The 17,930-nt window shown below is 51.4% G+C and carries 15 protein-coding genes and 1 riboswitch; of the genes, 6 read left to right on the top strand and 9 right to left on the bottom strand.

From position 1 onward, the window contains the following. Positions 1–182: 182 nt before the first annotated feature. Entirely contained in the window at positions 183–1,145 is a 963-nt protein-coding gene (locus KU854_RS00655) for a transposase (protein WP_218356574.1), read from the bottom strand. Positions 1,146–1,667: 522 nt separating this feature from the next. Between KU854_RS00655 and KU854_RS00650 the strand changes: the two genes are divergently transcribed. Continuing rightward, complete coding sequence (locus KU854_RS00650; protein ID WP_218356573.1) at positions 1,668–2,810, top strand: hypothetical protein; 1,143 nt, start codon at positions 1,668–1,670, stop codon at positions 2,808–2,810. A gap of 198 nt (positions 2,811–3,008) precedes the next feature. Beyond that, positions 3,009–3,257, top strand: coding sequence for a hypothetical protein (locus KU854_RS00645; RefSeq protein WP_218356572.1), 249 nt, complete (start codon positions 3,009–3,011; stop codon positions 3,255–3,257). Between the two features lie 231 nt (positions 3,258–3,488). Here KU854_RS00645 and choV read toward each other — a convergent pair whose 3' ends face one another. The 6 genes from choV to betI all read right to left on the bottom strand — a co-directional run bounded on the left by choV (position 3,489) and on the right by betI (position 10,444). Then, the gene (gene choV / locus KU854_RS00640) at positions 3,489–4,679 is read right to left on the bottom strand and encodes a choline ABC transporter ATP-binding protein (protein WP_218356571.1); all 1,191 of its coding nucleotides are present in this window, start codon (positions 4,677–4,679) and stop codon (positions 3,489–3,491) included. 3 nt (positions 4,680–4,682) lie between these two features. Further along, positions 4,683–5,531 (bottom strand): choline ABC transporter permease subunit, encoded by an 849-nt coding sequence (choW, locus tag KU854_RS00635; protein ID WP_218356570.1) that lies wholly within the window; start codon positions 5,529–5,531, stop codon positions 4,683–4,685. An 83-nt stretch (positions 5,532–5,614) separates the two neighbouring features. Then, the gene (locus tag KU854_RS00630; RefSeq protein WP_218356569.1) at positions 5,615–6,565 is read right to left on the bottom strand and encodes a choline ABC transporter substrate-binding protein; all 951 of its coding nucleotides are present in this window, start codon (positions 6,563–6,565) and stop codon (positions 5,615–5,617) included. 75 nt (positions 6,566–6,640) lie between these two features. Then, positions 6,641–8,356 (bottom strand): choline dehydrogenase, encoded by a 1,716-nt coding sequence (gene betA, locus KU854_RS00625; RefSeq protein WP_218356568.1) that lies wholly within the window; start codon positions 8,354–8,356, stop codon positions 6,641–6,643. A gap of 17 nt (positions 8,357–8,373) precedes the next feature. After that, positions 8,374–9,834 (bottom strand): betaine-aldehyde dehydrogenase, encoded by a 1,461-nt coding sequence (gene betB / locus KU854_RS00620; protein WP_218356567.1) that lies wholly within the window; start codon positions 9,832–9,834, stop codon positions 8,374–8,376. Positions 9,835–9,847: 13 nt separating this feature from the next. Beyond that, positions 9,848–10,444, bottom strand: coding sequence for a transcriptional regulator BetI (betI, locus tag KU854_RS00615; protein WP_218356566.1), 597 nt, complete (start codon positions 10,442–10,444; stop codon positions 9,848–9,850). A gap of 359 nt (positions 10,445–10,803) precedes the next feature. Here betI and clcA point away from each other — a divergent pair, with 359 nt between their 5' ends. After that, positions 10,804–12,219, top strand: a complete 1,416-nt coding sequence (gene clcA, locus KU854_RS00610) for a H(+)/Cl(-) exchange transporter ClcA (protein WP_218356565.1) — start codon at positions 10,804–10,806, stop codon at positions 12,217–12,219. Here clcA and KU854_RS00605 read toward each other — a convergent pair. After that, the gene (locus KU854_RS00605; RefSeq protein ID WP_218356564.1) at positions 12,216–12,686 is read right to left on the bottom strand and encodes a DUF2127 domain-containing protein; all 471 of its coding nucleotides are present in this window, start codon (positions 12,684–12,686) and stop codon (positions 12,216–12,218) included. The two genes, clcA and KU854_RS00605, sit on opposite strands and share 4 nt — an antisense overlap. Before the next feature lie 191 nt (positions 12,687–12,877). Further along, a riboswitch (FMN riboswitch) is annotated at positions 12,878–13,035 on the top strand. A gap of 114 nt (positions 13,036–13,149) precedes the next feature. Here KU854_RS00605 and ribB point away from each other — a divergent pair. Continuing rightward, complete coding sequence (gene ribB / locus KU854_RS00600) at positions 13,150–13,812, top strand: 3,4-dihydroxy-2-butanone-4-phosphate synthase (protein ID WP_218356563.1); 663 nt, start codon at positions 13,150–13,152, stop codon at positions 13,810–13,812. A 53-nt stretch (positions 13,813–13,865) separates the two neighbouring features. On the opposite strand, the gene KU854_RS00595 is transcribed toward ribB, so the two are convergent. Further along, positions 13,866–15,077, bottom strand: coding sequence for a multidrug effflux MFS transporter (locus KU854_RS00595; protein WP_218356562.1), 1,212 nt, complete (start codon positions 15,075–15,077; stop codon positions 13,866–13,868). Positions 15,078–15,476: 399 nt separating this feature from the next. On the opposite strand from KU854_RS00595, the gene KU854_RS00590 reads away from it, so the two are divergent. Both KU854_RS00590 and KU854_RS00585 read left to right on the top strand, forming a co-directional pair. Continuing rightward, positions 15,477–16,931 (top strand): TolC family protein, encoded by a 1,455-nt coding sequence (locus KU854_RS00590; protein ID WP_218356561.1) that lies wholly within the window; start codon positions 15,477–15,479, stop codon positions 16,929–16,931. A 5-nt stretch (positions 16,932–16,936) separates the two neighbouring features. Continuing rightward, positions 16,937–17,929 carry an HlyD family secretion protein gene (locus KU854_RS00585; protein ID WP_218356560.1) on the top strand — a complete coding sequence of 331 codons (993 nt, stop codon included), beginning with the start codon at positions 16,937–16,939 and terminating at the stop codon, positions 17,927–17,929. The last annotated feature ends 1 nt before the right edge of the window (position 17,930 follow it).

Genomic DNA, 17,930 nt, shown 5'->3' with positions numbered 1-17,930 from the left:
AGGCACTTCAAAAACAAGAGAGCTTGAAGCTGCCTCAACGAGTGTTTTTAATCCCTAAGGCTATCTATTTGAGTTCATTTTTCAGCGTGATGGGGAATATAACGGACAGTTTGCGAATTGAAGAAAGCACAAGGCTCAGACGTCTGTCTGATCGTGTTTTTGAGCTAGCTAGCGGATTCGAATCAGTGGTCGGGCAATCGCAGCCCAGATATCCGACGTCGTTTGAGATGAGGAAGGGCGGCTTGAATAGACGTTTGCGTGCCAATGATATTTCCACGCTCAATGCGTGTGCAGGTATCAAGCCAGCTGTCAGGCTCTAAACCTAATCGTTCGAGTAGGGGCGGCAATGCCTTATCAATATGACCAAATTTGTCATCGCGAAGTTGCCGTCCAGTCCATTCAACCAATTCGAGGTAATCCATCAGCCGGAATGGCAGTCCAGCAGGCATCTTTTCTCTTGGGTTGCCGACAAAAGGAAACAGAAAAGGCGCAGTTGCTTGTTCTTTCCTAAGTACTTCGATTCGAGCTTTGACGGAAGTGTGTTCTGATTGTTCTGGCGTCTCTGCGATAGCGGCACGAACGGGATTCAAATCAACGTAGGCCATCGCAGCAGCCAACGCCTTTTCGTCCAATAACGCCTGGCTTTTAAACCGCCCCTCCCAGAAATGCCCAGTGCACTCATCTTCCCGATTGGCTTCCACCGCAATATGCTGATTAAGGAGCCGCATAAACCAACTGATGGAGGTTAAGCGTCCACGCCAGCATTCCACTATTTCAAGGCAACGGGCTGTTTCAGCGTCTGACAGTTCACCACCTTGCAACCAACGTTGGATTAAAGTTGGCCCTTGATGAAACGCCAACCACCGCTCTGCAACTTCCAAAGGCGATAGTGCATTCGCTTTGTCGGTATTGATGTGCAGCACAACGTGGTAGTGATTGCTCATAATGGCGTACGCACACACATCAACGCAGAAAGCCTGAGAAAGCGCCAAAAGCCGCTTCTCTATCCATCCACGGCGATGCTCAAAACTCTTTCCCGCAGATTCATCAACACCACAGAGAAAAGAACGACGCACACAGCGTGACACGCAATGATAATAAGGCGTGGCGTCAATGGAGATAAGGGATGAACGTGCTTTAGTCATTCTGCCTGCCGTCATGTATGAAGATTCACAATCATTTGAAAGTAGCGTGGCCGCGAAATGATTTCAGCTCAGATTACCGAGAGTTAGAACGGGGTTTCGAAATGATGAAAATGACAGATTTGTGCTTTTCTTATAGTGTCTGTCCACATAAGAACTTACTTATAGTGTCTGTCCACATAAGAACTTAAATACGCCTCCAGCTTTTAGTCCCTTCCCCTTTTCAAGGGGAAGGTTAGGATGGGGTTGGTTTTGCCTCTAGTCGGGTCAGCTCGACCTGGTATGGGGCGTTAATCCCCCAAAACTGGTTAGAACAAATTCTCATACACATACAGTTGACTTACACCCCCACTAAAAGTTATGAGAATGCTGCACATGTATAAATTAGGCATCCATGAGCGAGCCCCCAAGGGCTGAAGGTAAATAATTGATTTAAATTGAACTATAAAATAAAAGGAAGCAGTATGTAGGGATTAAGAGTGGTCTAAGTAGCGTTAGCTTACGTTGTTAACATTGGAGTGTAACTTGAACAAAACTGGCGGCATTCAATCATATTGGAATTTGCACTTATCTAAACAAAATGGAGCCAAGCCATACTCAATTTTTGAGGTGCCACTTTTCACAGATAGTTATATTACTGGGGAATTCCTAGCCAAGTCAGTACCGTATAGCATATTGAATTTAGTCCCGAGGCACCGAATTAGCGGTCAGATAGCCGAAGCTATGATGTTGCGCATAGAATGGTATTTGACGGTTGACCGCAACTACGATTTGGCTACTGACAGTTCGTCATATCATGGCGGGTGGGCTCCAGATGAAATTGCTGCACTAATGTCATTAACATTAGGAATTCGTGTTAAGGCTGGAGGAGTGGCAAGAGAGTTCGGGGGCTATCATTCAGACCCTTTAGGGACACCACGTGCGTCAGATAAAATGGCTCCAAGTTATGTAGCTAGATCAACAAAACCGATCGTTCCAACAGCAATCAAAACGGTTAACATTACCAGCGCTTTCTGCTTTGGTAAGTTACACGAACTAGATGAAGAACACTATGTGGCATTAATTCGCAGTGCAAGGATGTATCAAGAGGCATTGTGGATGGTTGAAAGTGAACCTGAGCAAGCATGGTTAATGATGATCTCCGCGTTAGAAACTGCTGCCAATTATTGGGACAATACAGTTTATTCGCCATCGACGAAACTTAAGGCTAGCAAACCAGATCTGTATAAAGAGTTGGAAGCCAGAGGCGGTGAGGAACTATGCAACTTAGTTGCAAAGCATGTAGAAAAGTCACTCGGTGCTACCAATAAGTTCGTAAAGTTTTGTTTGAAATACATGCCAAAGGCTCCCAGTGAGAGACCTAGAGTGTGGGCTCAAATAAAGTGGTCAAAGACAAGCTTCAGAGAGATTTTAACTAAACTTTACGGCTATCGTTCCAGTGCATTGCATGGAGGCATTCCGTTTCCTGCTCCTTTATGTAGCTCACCAGATCAGACAGAAAAGGATATGCCTCCATCTGAGAAGGGGATGCTGGGGTTGGCAACTCATTCTCTTGGGGCTACTTGGTCAGCCGAAGATCTGCCGATTTCAGCGAATACCTTTTTTGGATTCGCTCATGGAGTGCTAAATAATTGGCTCAATGAAGCACTTAGTGAAAAAAACATATAAGCGACTACGACGTCAATGATTGATTTTTAGCATTGTTTTCATCCCACATCACCTCTGACCTAGTCGATTAGCAACGCTAGGTGGTGCGTCACTAACCACTTAAACGAGCGTGAGCCTTCTCGGTTAAATATTTTTGTTGTTGCATGTAAATTCGTTAGCCAGATAAAATTCGCCCCCCTCTCTAATTGATTGGAATTTATGAACTTAAATCACACAAAACACAAAGAAATTATCGATAAGGTCGAGTCTCTAAAATACGATGGATATCCTTTGATTACCAAAGAGCAAGAGTTGATGGATTTTATCGACGAATTAATCCCTAACGTCGATGGTGATATCAAAGATCAGCTAGTCGAGTATTTTGTTGAGGGTAAGCCAGTCGATTGGAGTTCTTATTTGCCTATTTTATTACAAGCAGTGGCGCATCACTTTGAGCCCAAAGGTTAACGAATCAGATTAAGTTTAGCTCAGCCGAAACTTCATTCGGGTAACTAGCCCACCTCGTAGCTATGGGTTGAGAATTTTCCCCAATCTGAAGTTATCCGAAGTGACCGCTTTAGGGCAAAAGGTCTAACTTGTTTTTGTCCCTTTCCAATTCGCACACCCAAAACGCAAAGAGCCAAAACCCCCATCTAACTTCCCCCTTGAAAAGGGGGAAGAACCAAGAGCACTTTCCCATCACGCCGCATGCGAAAAATGCTTCCCTAACAGCGCATGATAAAAATCATTATCTGACAGCACACCGACCACTTTTTCATTATCGGTGAGCAACAGCGGCAATCCGGTTTGATAGCGGATTTCCAGCGCGTTGCGCATTGAAATATCTGCATTCGCCATTACCACTGCATCTTTCGACAGCGATGAGATCTCCCCTTTTTCCTGCCACTGGATAATCTCCAGCGCTTGCGCGCCTCGCATGGCACCTTGCAGTTCGCCATTGTCATCGACAATCAGTCTGGTGTTTTCGTGCTTGTTGAGCACCAGCGCATTGCCCTCTTTTTCGAGGTCGCTCAGCGAAGTCATCAGCGAACGGCCGCGCAGCACATTCAGTGGATTGGTATGGGCGACAAAGTCTTCGACATATTGGGTTTCAGGGCGCAGAACGATGTCTTCCGGCTTGCCGTGCTGGATGATCTTGCCGGATTCCATAATGGCGATGTTGGTGCCTATCTTCAGCGCTTCATCCAAATCATGGCTGACAAACAGGATGGTTTTGTTGAGCTTGCGTTGAAGTTCTAACAGTTCGTCCTGAAGCTGGTTTCGGATAAGCGGGTCCAGTGCCGAGAAAGGTTCGTCCATCAAGAGGATGTCGCTGTCCATACAAAACGCACGTGCCAAACCAACACGTTGCTGCATACCGCCAGAAAGCTCGTGCGGCAGCTTGTCATGCCACTCGCTCAGGCCAACCATTTCCAGCTTTTCCATCGCCCGTTGGCGGCGTTCTGCTTTGCCAACACCTTGCATTTCAAGGCCAAAGGCGACGTTATCGACCACACTCAACCAAGGCATCAGGGCGAATTTCTGGAACACCATAGACACGCGGTGCGAGCGGATGTGGCGCAAGGTAGTTTCATCAATACCGTTCATTTCCACCAGCTTGCCGTCGTCACAGATTTTCAGTGAACCGCGGGTAATCGGATTAAGGCCATTGACTGCGCGCAACAAACTGGATTTACCCGAGCCGGATAACCCCATCAGCACGCAGATTTCCCCCTGCTCTACCGAAATGCTGGCGTTACTGACGCCGACCACATTGCCGGTCTCTTCCTGAATTTCCTGACGGCTTTTGCCTTCATCCAGCATGGCGACGGCTTTATCCAGACCATAGCCAAAAATCACATCGAGGTTTTCAATCGATACTGCTTTCATCTTTTAGCCCTCTTTTCCTTGTGATGCCGGAGCCTTACACAGGCGATCCAAAATGATCGCGACCAATACAATCGCAAGTCCTGCCTCGAAGCCCTGGGAAATGTTTACTGTGTTCAGGGCGCGAATAACCGGCTTGCCGAGACCGTCTGCCCCTACCAGCGCGGCAATCACCACCATAGAAAGTGACAGCATGATGCACTGGGTAATGCCCGCCATGATGTTTGGCATGGCCGCGGGCAGTTCGACTTTAAACAGCAGTTTACTTGGGGTTGCGCCGAAGGCTTTGCCCGCTTCAATCAGCTCCTCCGGTACGCTGCGAATGCCGAGATACGTCAGTCGGATAGGCGCGGCAATCGCGAAAATTATGGTCGAAATCAGTCCCGGCACCACGCCCAGCCCAAACAACACCAGCGTGGGAATCAGGTAGACAAAGGTCGGGATGGTTTGCATCAGGTCGAGCACCGGACGCATAAAGGTATAAAGCCACGGCCTGTGCGCCGCAAGAATGCCCATCGGCACGCCAATCAAAACCGACAAGGTGGTCGCTGTCAGCACCAGTACGAAGGTTTCAATCATCTCCGTCCAGTAGCCCAGATTCAAAATCAGCAACAAAGCAGTGACCACAAAAACCACCAGCGAAATACGTCGGTGCAAAAGCCATGCAATGCCCGCCGTCAGTGCAATCGGCACAAATGGGGGGAACCATTGCATCAGGTCAACAAGGGAGAGGATCAGCCATTCCAGTGAGATTGAAACAGCATCGAAAAAGCCTGCGGCGTTGTCTGTCAGCCAATCAACAACGGTTTCCATGTAGTCGCCGAGAGGAATTTTATTGTCAGTTATCCAGTTCATGTGTACTCCAAAATCCATTCTATATGGACGGACTGGTCACCAGTCCGTCCTCTGCTTCCGCTATTACTGCCTGCGGAGAGCGTTTACTGGATATTGAGGTGAGCTTTCACTGCTGGCAGGGCGTCTTTGCCATCTACCGTTTTCACACCATCCAGCCAAGCTGTCAGTGCATCCGGGTTGCTTTGCAGCCACTCTTTTGCTGCCACATCTGGCTTCACGCCGTCGTTCAAAATGCCGTCCATGATTTCGTTTTCCATCGGCAGACTGAACGTCAGGTTGGTCAGCAGCTTGCCAACATTCGGGCATTCGCTGGTGTAGTTCTGGCGAACGTTGGTGTACACATTCGCACCGCCGTAGTTAGGACCGAAGTACTCGTCACCGCCATCCAGATACGCCAGCTCGAAGTTGCTGTTCATCGGATGTGGCGCCCAACCGAGGAACACAATCCACTGGTCACGGCGAACGGCGCGTTTCACCTGAGACAACATGCCCGCTTCGCTTGATTCCACCAGCTGGAACCCTTTCAGGCCAAAGGCATCAGAATCGATCATGTCCTGAATAAGGCGGTTACCATCGTTCCCCGGTTCGATACCGTAGATGCGCCCTTTCAGCTGGTCTTCAAACTTGGCGATATCGGCAAAAGTTTTCACGCCGCCTTCAAACGCATATTTCGGCACAGCCAGGGTGTATTTCGCGCCTTCAAGGTTGCGGTGAATGGTTTCAACGGTACCTGCATCGCGATATTTGGCGATATCCGCTTCCATGGTCGGCATCCAGTTGCCCAGAAAGACATCGATGTCGCCGTTTGCCAGCGAGGTATAGGTAACAGGGACAGACAATAATTGGATGTCTGTTTTGTACCCCATACCTTGCAGTACAAGCGTGGTCGCCGCCGTGGTCGCGGTAATGTCTGTCCAGCCTACATCGGAAAAACGTACCGTTTCGCACTGGTTTGCCATCGCAGGTGCTGCTACCAAAGTTGCCGCCAATGTGATGCTCAAACCTGCCAGTCGCTTGGTCTGTTTAGTTTCCATGATTGCTTTCCTCTTCCTTTCTTTTTTGGCTGCAGGACATGGTGATCACGTCCCATCAGATTTTTAATTTCGTGTTTACGCTTTCTCTTTTTCGATTGCTGTTTGATTCGTTGTGGATGGATTCAGTCGTTGTTGTGTTTCCCAGTTCGGGTCAATCCACACGCCAACATTGGCAGGCGCTTGCAACGGTTTACCCAAAATCATGTCTGCGGCGCGCTCTGCCACCATGATGGTGGGGCCATTGAGGTTGCCGTTGGGAATGGTCGGGAAAATGGAGGAATCCACCACGCGCAGGTTGGCAATGCCGCGCACGTGAAGTTCGCTGTCCAGCACCGCCATGGGGTCGTTATCTGCGCCCATTTTGCAGGTACAGGACGGGTGATACGCGCTTTCTACATTGGCTTTCACCCAGGCATCGATCTGCACGTCGCTTTGGACGTTATCGCCCGGCTGGATTTCGCCATTGCGGTAATCGGCCATGGCGTCCTGCGCCAGAATTTCTCGGGTCAGGCGGATGCAATCGCGCCAGTCCTGTTTGTCCTGCTCGGTGCTGATGTAGTTGAAAACGATTTCCGGTTTGTCGTTGGTATCTGCGCTGGTTATGCGCACATAGCCGCGACTTTGCGGTTTGTTGGGCCCAACGTGAACCTGAAAACCATGCCCTTTGACGGCGGATTTCCCGTCATAGCGGATCGCCGCGGGCAGGAAGTGATATTGAATGTTCGGCCACTTAATTCCGGCGCGGCTGCGGATAAAGGCGCAGGACTCAAAATGATTGGTCGCACCCAAGCCGCCTTTAAACAAAATCCAGCGCGCACCGATCAACCCTTTGCTGATCAGGCCAAGTTTGCCGTTCAGGGTGATCGGTTGTTTGCAGTAATACTGGAAGTAAACTTCAAGGTGGTCTTGCAGGTTTTCGCCCACCCCCGGCAGGTTGTGTTTCACTTCCACGCCCGCGTTTTCCAACACGGCTTTGGGGCCTACACCGGAAACCTGAAGGAGTTGCGGTGACCCAATCGAACCCGCCGCGCTGATCACTTCTTTACGCGCTTTTGCTTCAAACTGCTGACCGCCTTTTTCGTAGGCCACGCCTGTTGCCGTCAGGTTTTCAATCAGGATCTTTTTGACCGTCACGCCTTTGATCAGCGTGAGGTTTGAACGCTTAAGTGCGCGGCGCAGATAGGCGTTGGATGTGGAAGCACGAACCCCACCATCTACCGTCATGTGCATGGGGCCGAAGCCTTCCTGCTGGTAGCCGTTATAGTCTTCGGTGACCGGATACCCCGCCTGTTCACCTGCGTCGATAAAGGCGCGATAAAGCGGATTCAGCGCCATGTCGTTACCGTTGCAGGTGCCAACGGGGCCATTACCGCCGCGGTAATCATCTTCACCACGCACCCAGGTTTCAGCGCGTTTGAAATACGGCAGGCAGTTCTGGTAATTCCAGCCTGCTGCGCCGTTTTGTTCCCATTCGTCAAAGTCGCAGGCGTGACCGCGTACATACACCATGCCATTGATGGATGAGCTGCCACCCAGTACCTTGCCGCGTGGGCAATGCAGCTTGCGGCCATCCAGCCCTGCTTCTTCCTTGGTCTCAAATTGCCAGGCGTACTTTTCCGTATTCATTGGGTAGGAAAGCGCCGTTGGCATCTGTATAAAAATGCTTTTGTCTGTGCCACCCGCTTCAAGGATCAGCACCTTGTGCTCGCCGGATTCAGTCAGGCGATCGGCCAGCACACAGCCTGCCGACCCTGCGCCTATGATGATGTAATCAAACTCTTGCTTAGACATTGCGACTCCCATTTCCATTACGCATAAGGACTGTCTACATCGCCCAATTCGACGTAGACACTCTTGGTTTGGGTGTAGCTGTTGAGAGTTTGGAGTCCGTTTTCACGGCCAATGCCGGATTGCTTGTAGCCACCAACCGGCATTTCCGCTGGCGATGCGCCCCAGTTGTTGATCCAGCAAATGCCCGCTTGAAGCTTGGCAATCACACGGTGGGCACGGGAGAAATTGGTCGTAAACACACCGGCAGCAAGGCCGTATTTCGTGTCATTGGCGCGGGAAATTACTTCTTGCTCGTCGCTGAAACGCAGCACGGACATCACCGGGCCAAAGATTTCGTTTTGCACGTGTGGCATATCGTCGGTGCAATCGGTAAAGACTGTTGGCGCAACAAAGTTGCCTTTCGCCAGCACGCCCTCTGTCACCTGATAACCGCCACACAATAGCGTTGCGCCGCTTGCTTTACCTGCTTCAATAAAGCCGAGCACTTTTGAAAGATGGTCTTTGGAGATCAGTGCGCCAATCTGGGTTTCGGGATCCGTCGGGTCACCCACCACCAGCTTTTCTGTGCGAGCTTTGAGCTTCTCAATAAAGGTGTCGTAAACAGTGTCATGAACAAACACGCGGGTGCCGTGGGTACAGACCTCACCCTGGGTGTAAAAGTTGGCGATCATGGCACCGGAAACAGCGTTATCGATGTCAGCATCGTCAAACACAATCAAGGGTGATTTACCGCCAAGCTCCATAGTCACAGGTTTTAATGTGCCCGCTGCATCCGCCATCACTTTTTTGCCTGTACCGCACTCACCGGTAAACGACACTTTGACGATGTTTTCATGGCGCGACAGCATTTGCCCCACGCGGTAATCACCTTGCACCACGTTGAACACGCCATCTGGCAAGCCAGCCTCGGTGAAGATCTCTGCCAGTTTCAGTGCGGTCAGCGGGGTTTCTTCTGACGGTTTGAACACCATGGCATTGCCCGCCGCCAACGCAGGGCCTGCTTTCCACATCGCAATCTGGATGGGGTAATTCCACGCGCCAATTCCTACGCACACGCCCAGAGGCTCTTTGCGGGTGTAGAAAAACTGGTTTTCGCCCAGGCTTTGTTGCTCACCCTGAATGGCAACCGCCAAGCCTGCGTAGTATTCGATCACGTCCGCACCGGTCACGACGTCTACATACTGGGCTTCCTGCATCGGCTTGCCGGTATCCAGCACTTCCAGTGCGGCCAGTTCGTCGTTGCGTTCACGCAAAATAGCAACCGCGCGGTTCAGAATAGTGCGGCGCTCTGCCCCGCTCATTGCCGACCAAACCTGAAAGCCTTCCCATGCAGACGCCACTGCAACATCCACATCAGCCTGACTGGCTTGCTGTACCTCAGCCAGGGTTTCTCCAGTCGCTGGGTTCAGGGTTGGAAACGTCTCCCCGGATGTCGCGCTAACGTACTTTCCGTGAATATATAACTGCTTAATATCCATTTAGTTTTGCCTTTTAGATATGGACGGATGGTGAGAGCTGGCGCTCGAGATAATCTTCAATCGTTGCCACTGCCATTTGCGGATCGATGCCGCTTGGCCTCAGGGCGCCACGCAGCCAAATACCGTCAACCAGTGCAGCGATCCCTTGGGCAACAAATTTCGCCTGTTCAGCAGGCATCAGTTTTTTGAGTTCAATGCGAAGGTGGGAAAGAAGGCGTTTTTCATTCACGCGCTGCAACCTGAAAAGGGCGGGGTCATGCATGGCGTGAGACCAGAATGCCAGCCAGGTTTTGGTGACCTTACCGTTGACTTGGTTTGGGTCGAAGTTGCCATCCACAATCGCCATGATGCGGGCTTTGGCATCATCGGCGTGTGTGGCATTTAGCCTCATCTGCACACCGCGCGAAAGTTCACGCAATACGGAGCGCATGGTTTCTTCAAGCAGGCCATGTTTGCCGCCAAAGTAGTGGTTAATGATGCCCGCGGAGACACCGGCTTTGCGGCTGATCAAGGCCACGCTGGCACCGGCAAGACCGACTTCGTCAATCGCCGACATGGTGGCAGCAACCAGTTGTGGTCGCCGAATTTCGGGCATTCCTACTTTTGGCATTCAACCCTCCTTGATTGAACAAAAATGTAGCGTAAATGTTTCTTAATTGAACGTTCAATTAAAAACAGACTTACAAATTATTCGTTTGATGTCAAAACAAGATGAATGCTGTAAACATTTCCGACACAAAGACATTTCAATGCAGACAGCGCCATAGCTGGTGATGCAAGCTATAAAATCCGCAAATTTATTTTTCATCCATTTTGATTAGACATCTAACTTTTGCAGCGCTATTTTTCCGTCCCCTTTCGATGGCATAACCTGCTGTTTTGCATCTGTATCATTTACGAAGAATACCCAGACGCAGCAACTGCTCTATGCTGTTGAGTAGCATCAATTCCTGCACGGTAATGAGACGTATGACAACCGAACCTGCCGAAGAAACGCCGATTCAAGATCTCCCCGAAAGAAAGCCACCTTCGGGTGTCATGCGGCGTTTTATGGCCGTGCACCGAAGCCCTCTCCATATCCTTATTTTGTCGGCATTTGTCGGCCTGCTGGCCGGGTTGCTGTGTACCTTTTTCGATATCGCCATTGACTGGGTGATCCACCAGCGCGAAACCTTGTTGGATGCCAAATCCGGGCTGGATATTTCAACGATTCTGCTGGTGATCGGCAGCAGCACTTTGCTCGCAGCATTTGGTTTTTTCCTGGTCATTCGCATTGCACCGGAAGCCGCAGGTTCCGGCATTCCCGAAATAGAAGGTGCGTTGGATGGCGTACGCCCCGTGCGTTGGTGGCGGGTCATTCCGGTGAAGTTTTTTGGCGGGATTGGCGCTATTGGTTCTGGACTGGTACTCGGCCGGGAAGGCCCGTCGGTTCAGATGGGTGCAAGCGTGGGCAGAATGCTGTCTGACACTTTCCGTTTCGACAACGACGAGAGCCGTCACACCCTTGTCGCATCCGGTGCGGCGGCAGGTTTAGCGGCGGCGTTTAACGCTCCGATGGCGGGCATTATGTTCGTCGTTGAAGAGATGCGCCCACAGTTCAAATACAACCTGATATCCATCAAGGCGGTGATGATTGCATCCATTTGCGCCACCATCACCTATCGCTATTTTCAGGGGCAAGGGGCAATGATCCCCCTGCCCGCGCATGATGACGTCCCGCTGCAGGCACTGACCCTGTTTCTTGTCCTGGGGCTGATTTTTGGCGGGATTGGCGTGATGTTTAACCGCTTGGTCATTTTTTCGATGGATCAGTTCGAGCGCATTCACCGCCATGAAACCAAGCGCTATGTCGCGCTGGGCGCAATATTGGGTGCCACCTTCGGCGCACTGACCCTGATCATTCCCAAAATTACCGGCGAAGGGGTTGAATTGATACCGGACTCCGTCAACGGCGTTTTCTCTTTGTCGCTGCTGATGATGCTGTTTTTGATGCGCACCCTGACGACGCTGGCCTGTTTCTCCTCCGGCGCTCCGGGTGGCGTATTCGCCCCAATGCTGGCGCTCGGCACTCTATTTGGCACTGCGTTTGGCGCTTTGTGTATGGTGCTTTTTCCGGAAATGAAAATATCGGTTGGCATGTTTGCGGTGGCGGGTATGGGTGCGTTATTCGCAGCAACGGTGCGCGCCCCGATGACGGGAATTCTGTTGGTAATTGAGCTAACCCATAAATACGAGCTGATCCTGCCTTTGCTAATCACCACGGTTGGCGCGACCATGACAGCCCAGGCGCTTGGCGGCAAACCACTTTATGCCCAATTGTTGCAACGTACGCTGAGTAAGCAAAAAGCGGCGCAGGCAGAGTCTGCGCCGACCGCTGAAAGCTAAACCCCCACCTTCTTTGCCTTGCGGCGGTTTAAAATCAGGGTGGCCATGTAGGCAACAACCACAAGGTTGATCAGCAAGGCCGCCCAATCCAACCAATGTCCGCGGGTGATCACCGCATCAATTTCAAACGGGAAGTAAATTGCGCCGCTTGCCATGGCAAACCATTCTGTCCAGGCAAAGGCGTGCCATAGGCCATAGGCTTCCACCATGCGAACACTGGCATACAGCACAGTGCCAGCGGCAATCAACGTGATATTGTTGTTATTCACCTCATGGATGGCGTGATAAATCGCGCCCGGCAGTTGGCTGGAAGGGTTCAGGTGCAGGTGCGACACCAGTTCGACAAAAAGCTTCTGGATTTCGACGCTACCCAGCTCGTGCAACGTAAAGCCCACAATCAATGCCAGAATACCTTTCGAGGCTTCCAGCGCCGCAATTAATCTAAGCGCCTTGGGTTCTTTTTCCATTAACTCTATTCACTGTTTTCAGACTTCTAAATCATGGTCGAAGGGATACTCTCAATTCGTCACAATGGCAAGACTCCCCTTTTCTACCGCGCAAAGTTTGGGCATTCGAAACAACCGCGACCGCTTTTTTAACCTATCCGCTTCCCTTTTTGATCGAAAACGCAGTAGTATTTCGCTGCTCACAGTGAGCACATTATTCTCAGGGCGGGGCGAAATTCCCCACCGGCGGTATGTCAGCACACATTTTGTAAGATTGACGAGCCCGCGAGCGCCCAAACGTGGTTTGGGGTCAGCAGACTTGGTGAGATGCCAAGGCCGACGGTTAAAGTCCGGATGAAAGAGGATGATAAGAATGCACCGGTCAAACGGCGATCCTGTCGTATGTTGGTGTATTGCGTCTGGCTGCGCCTGCAGTCTGCGCTCATCTATGCCCTGATTCTGGTATTTAATTGAAGGAGCTACCATGAATCAGATCCACACGTCTCTATTGGCCGAATTCGGCACCCCATTTGAACGCGTTGAAGCAGCGCTTGAAGCACTGCGCGAAGGCCGCGGCGTTCTGTTGCTTGATGATGAAGATCGTGAGAACGAAGGCGACATCATCTACTCAGTTGACCACCTGACCACCCAGCAAATGGCGCTGTTGATCCGTGAATGTTCAGGCATTGTTTGCCTGTGCCTGCCAGAAGAACAAGCTGATCGCCTTGAACTGCAACCTATGGTGGCGAACAACAATAGCGCCAACCAAACCGCTTTCACCGTTTCCATTGAAGCGAAAGTCGGCGTGACGACTGGCGTTTCCGCCGCAGACCGCGTCACCACCATCAAAACGGCGTCTAACCCGAATGCTGTGCCATCTGATCTGGCACGTCCGGGCCACGTGTTTCCACTGCGCGCACGCAAAGGCGGTGTACTGACCCGTCGTGGTCACACCGAAGGCACCATCGATCTGATGCAAATGGCAGGTTTGTCCCCAGCGGGTGTTCTGTGCGAAGTGCAGAACGAAGATGGCTCAATGGCAAAAACACCGGAAATCGTCGCATTCGGTAAGAAACACAACATGCCAGTGCTGACCATTGAAGATATGGTGCAATACCGTCTGTCCCAGGCTGAGAAAATCGCGTAACCGCGATTTCGGGAACAGATAGGACAAGGGCGTGCAATGCACGCCCTTGTCGTTTAAGCGGGAAGTTTACGGCTTCTTTTGGCGCGAAGCTCATCCGCGATGTAGATAACACAACTCAGTACGGTACAGGCGGCAATCAGATTAATCGCTGATGTCATGGTGCCATCGAACAAGCCACCACTGATATCAATTAAAAGTGCCACCAACGCCAGGCGAATCGCCGTGACCAGCGAAGCACTCACACCGGTTTGATCCGGCACGGCTTCCATTGAGCGCGCGAAGAAAATGCCAATGCAAATACCTGCCCCCAGCGAGTAAATCAGCATGATGCCGGTAACAACGATAGGCGTTTGTTGCCAAGCCGTAGGCATCACGAACATCACCAATACCGCCATAGCAATCATGCCAAAGCCAAAGCGGCGCATGCGCGTGAGACCAAACCATTTGATCATTCGCCCGGCATTGAGACTCGCGACAACGAATGCCACCAGCAAACTGACCTGATAAAACGGGAACACGGCGACATCCACGCCAAGGTGATTCACAAATACCAGCGGCATGTTGGAAATGAAGATCATGTAACCTGCGAATATCGCGGTGGTAATAAGCACATTGGCCCAAAACTCACCGTTTTTCAGCACAGTCAGGTAATCGCTTCCTACCCCCTTCAACGACAAGGCTTTGCGTTTTTCTACAGGAAGAGATTCCGGCAGTTTAAAGAAGCAGATTAGCCCCGTTGCGACGGTAAGTACGGCAATAAACACAAAGTTGTAGGTGTATCCAAACTGGTAGTTAATCCAGCCGCCCAGCATTGGCGCGAACGCAATGATGCTAACCACAAGGCTATTCAGATCAGAGACGATTTCCGCCGCTTTTTCCTCTTTATAAAGGTCAAACACCATCGCAGCGCCGATGATCATACAGGCAGCACTGCCAAACCCTTGCAGGAAGCGCCAGAAAATCAGCATTTCTATGGTGTCGGCAAACACGCAGCCAAGGCTACCGGCGATAAAGAAGCCATAGCCAATGTTCAACACTTTGCGACGCCCAATCGCATCCGACAGCGGGCCATAAATCAGCGACGCGAGACAGATACCCAGGAAATTGAAACTCAGCACACGCTGAATCATGGTTTCATCGGTATTAAATGCCGCCATCATGTCCGGAAAAGCCGGAAGATAGATGTCGGTTTCCATCGCTGCAGCGAGGAAAATCATCAGAATCAAAAAGCGAATCGTACGCTCGCTCATCCTACTCGTAGGCATGGTTATCCTTTGAAAACGGTGCGCCAAAAACAGAGGGTTGGTGAAATCAACACAAAAAGCATCAGGGCGCGATTGAGAGATTTGCAGTGTCTGGAACAGGGATCACCACTGTACAGACGGGGAGGGTCAGAGTTGAGTCCAGCTCTAAGAATATCGGGGCGATATTCCCACGACGTAACCTGACTATGATTACTTCGTGTAAGGTCACCTAAACGGCAAGGGGATCCCGGACGGGATCGGGCGCAATTCTATACCTAAACGGGAAAATCAAAACCCTTTTTTTGTGCATTGAAGCAACATCGTCACAGACAGCATAAAAAACGGTGTACAAATTACCATTTGGCAAATTAGAGCAATAACTCTAGAATATCCGTATCTTCTCTTTTGATGGTAAATCGGATGTTTATCAAAAAGACCCACAAATCACTCTCACTGCGTGCTCTCAGCCTGTGCTGCGCCATGGCGCTGTCACCGCTGGCGAATGCCCAATCCATGTCATTCTCCGAAGCATGGCAGGCAGTGTTAGAGCGCAACGATAGCATTGCCGCCCAACGCGCCAATGTCGACCGCGCTGAGCACATGAAAAACGCGGCGTTTGCCCATCACCTGCCGACTGTGACCCTAAGCGGTAACTACACCCGACTGGACAAAAACGTCGAGCTCAAACCTTCTGAGCTGGCACATCATATGAACGGCGGTGATGCGCTGGGGCAACTGGCAGGCTCTCTGCCACCCAACTTAGGCGCAATTCTTGGCAATCTCGACAATATTGCCACCACAACTCTTGCGGATCGCGACATCTACACCAGTTCTATCCGTGCTATCTGGCCGATTTTCACCGGTGGCCGCATCCTGGCGGCGGAAGACATCGCCAATGCGCAACAGGATGAAGCGAGCTACCTGCTGCAAATGGCGCAACAGGCAAAATTCGAAGACTTGGCCAAGGTTTACTTTGCTACTGTCCTCGCTGAGCAAGTGCTGCAAACCCGTGTAGAAGTAGAGCAAGGTCTGGCAAAACACCTGGATCACGCCAAGAAGATGGAAGCGCAGGGTCAAATCGCCCGCGTTGAACGCCTGCAGGCTGAGGTCTCCTACGACAAAGCCAAGACTGAGCGCCGCAAAGCCGAACGCGATCTAGAAATTGCACAGGCCGCCCTGCAAACGCTGGTGAAAAGCGACACCCCGGTTGAACCAAGCAGTGACCTGTTCACGCAGGACAAAGTGCCTGCCATGTCGCCGTTCCTTGACCAGACGCTGGCGACTTACCCAGGCCTGAAAGTGCTGGATGCCAAACGCAAACAGGCGGATGGTCTGGTTGATTTGGAAAAAGGCAAATACTACCCACAGGTCTTTTTGTACGGTAACTACAACCTGTACGAAGGTGACTCGCTGACTGCATCCCTCACCCCAGACTGGGCAGTAGGCGTCGGCGTGAGCATTCCGCTGATTGATAACGGCGGCCGCTCAGACAAAGTGAAAGCCGCCCACAGCACCGCGGTTCAGGTGAACTATCTGCGCGCGCAGGCCGAGCAGGACTTGTCGCTGCTGGTTGAGAAAACCTGGCGCGAGGCAGGACAGGCACTGGAAGAGTATCAGGGCTTGTCTTCGAGCATCGCACTGGCGGAAGAAAACTTGCGCCTGCGTGAAAAAGCGTTCGCACAAGGGCTGTCGACGTCCCTTGATGTGGTCGATGCCGAGCTTTACCTCGCCAGTATCAAAACCCAGCAACTGGCAGCGGCGTACCAGTACGTGCTTTCTCTGTCACGACTGGTTGCTGTCAGCGGCGAAACCGACCGCTTTGCAGAATTCCAGTCTGCCGCCCTTAACGTCTTTCAACCCGCACCACAGGAGTAACGAACATGAGTAAATTGAAATCTGCGGCTTTGGTTTTGCCAGCGGCAGCTGTGCTGGGTTGGATTGGTTACAGTTTCTATCAGGCTTACCTGCCGCAACCGGAACATTTTCAGGGTCAGATTGAAGCGCAGCAATACAGCATTTCTTCCAAAGTAGCCGGCCGCATTGATGAAGTGCTGGTACACAAGGGCGAGCAAGTGAAGCCGGGCGACCTGATTTTCACCCTGTATAGTCCAGAACTGGATGCCAAACTCGAGCAGGCAAAAGCAGGCGAAGAAGCGGCCAGCGCCATGGCAGAGCAAGCCGAAAGCGGTGCACGCACGCAGGAAATCAATGCTTCCCGCGACCAGTGGCAAAAAGCCCGCGCGGCGGCACAACTGGCAGAGAAAACCTATCACCGGGTGAATGCCTTATACAAAGAAGGTGTAGCGGCAGAGCAAAAACGCGATGAAGCCTATACCCAGTGGCAGGCAGCGAAATACACCGAAAACGCAGCGCTGCAAATGTATGAGCTGGCAAAAGCTGGTGCGCGCACGGAAACCAAACGTGCGGCTCAGGAAAAAGTGCGCATGGCTGCCGGTGCGGTTGCAGAAGTGGAAGCCTACGCCAAAGACACCCAAATCCACAGCTGGTATCAAGGCGAAGTCAGCCAAATTTTGCTTCATCCAGGCGAATTGGCACCACAAGGTTTCCCAGTGGTGACAGTGATTGACCTGAATGATGCGTGGGCGGTCTTCAACATTCGCGAAGACAAGCTGCGACAGTTTGCAAAAGGCGCTGAATTCGATGCGACCATCCCAGCCCTGGGCGACAAGGCGTACCGTTTCCAAGTGACCCATGTGGCTGCAATGGGCGATTTCGCTACCTGGCGTGCAACCAACAGTCAGCAAGGTTACGACATGCGCACGTTTGAAATTGAAGCGCGTCCAGTATCACCGATTGAAGGGCTTCGCGCAGGCATGAGTGTGTTGGTGACTGAACAGCCAAATCAGGGTTAAT

Source organism: Enterovibrio paralichthyis (genome assembly GCF_019209835.1).
Taxonomy (GTDB): domain Bacteria; phylum Pseudomonadota; class Gammaproteobacteria; order Enterobacterales; family Vibrionaceae; genus Enterovibrio; species Enterovibrio paralichthyis.
This window is presented reverse-complemented; position numbering and strand designations above follow the sequence as displayed.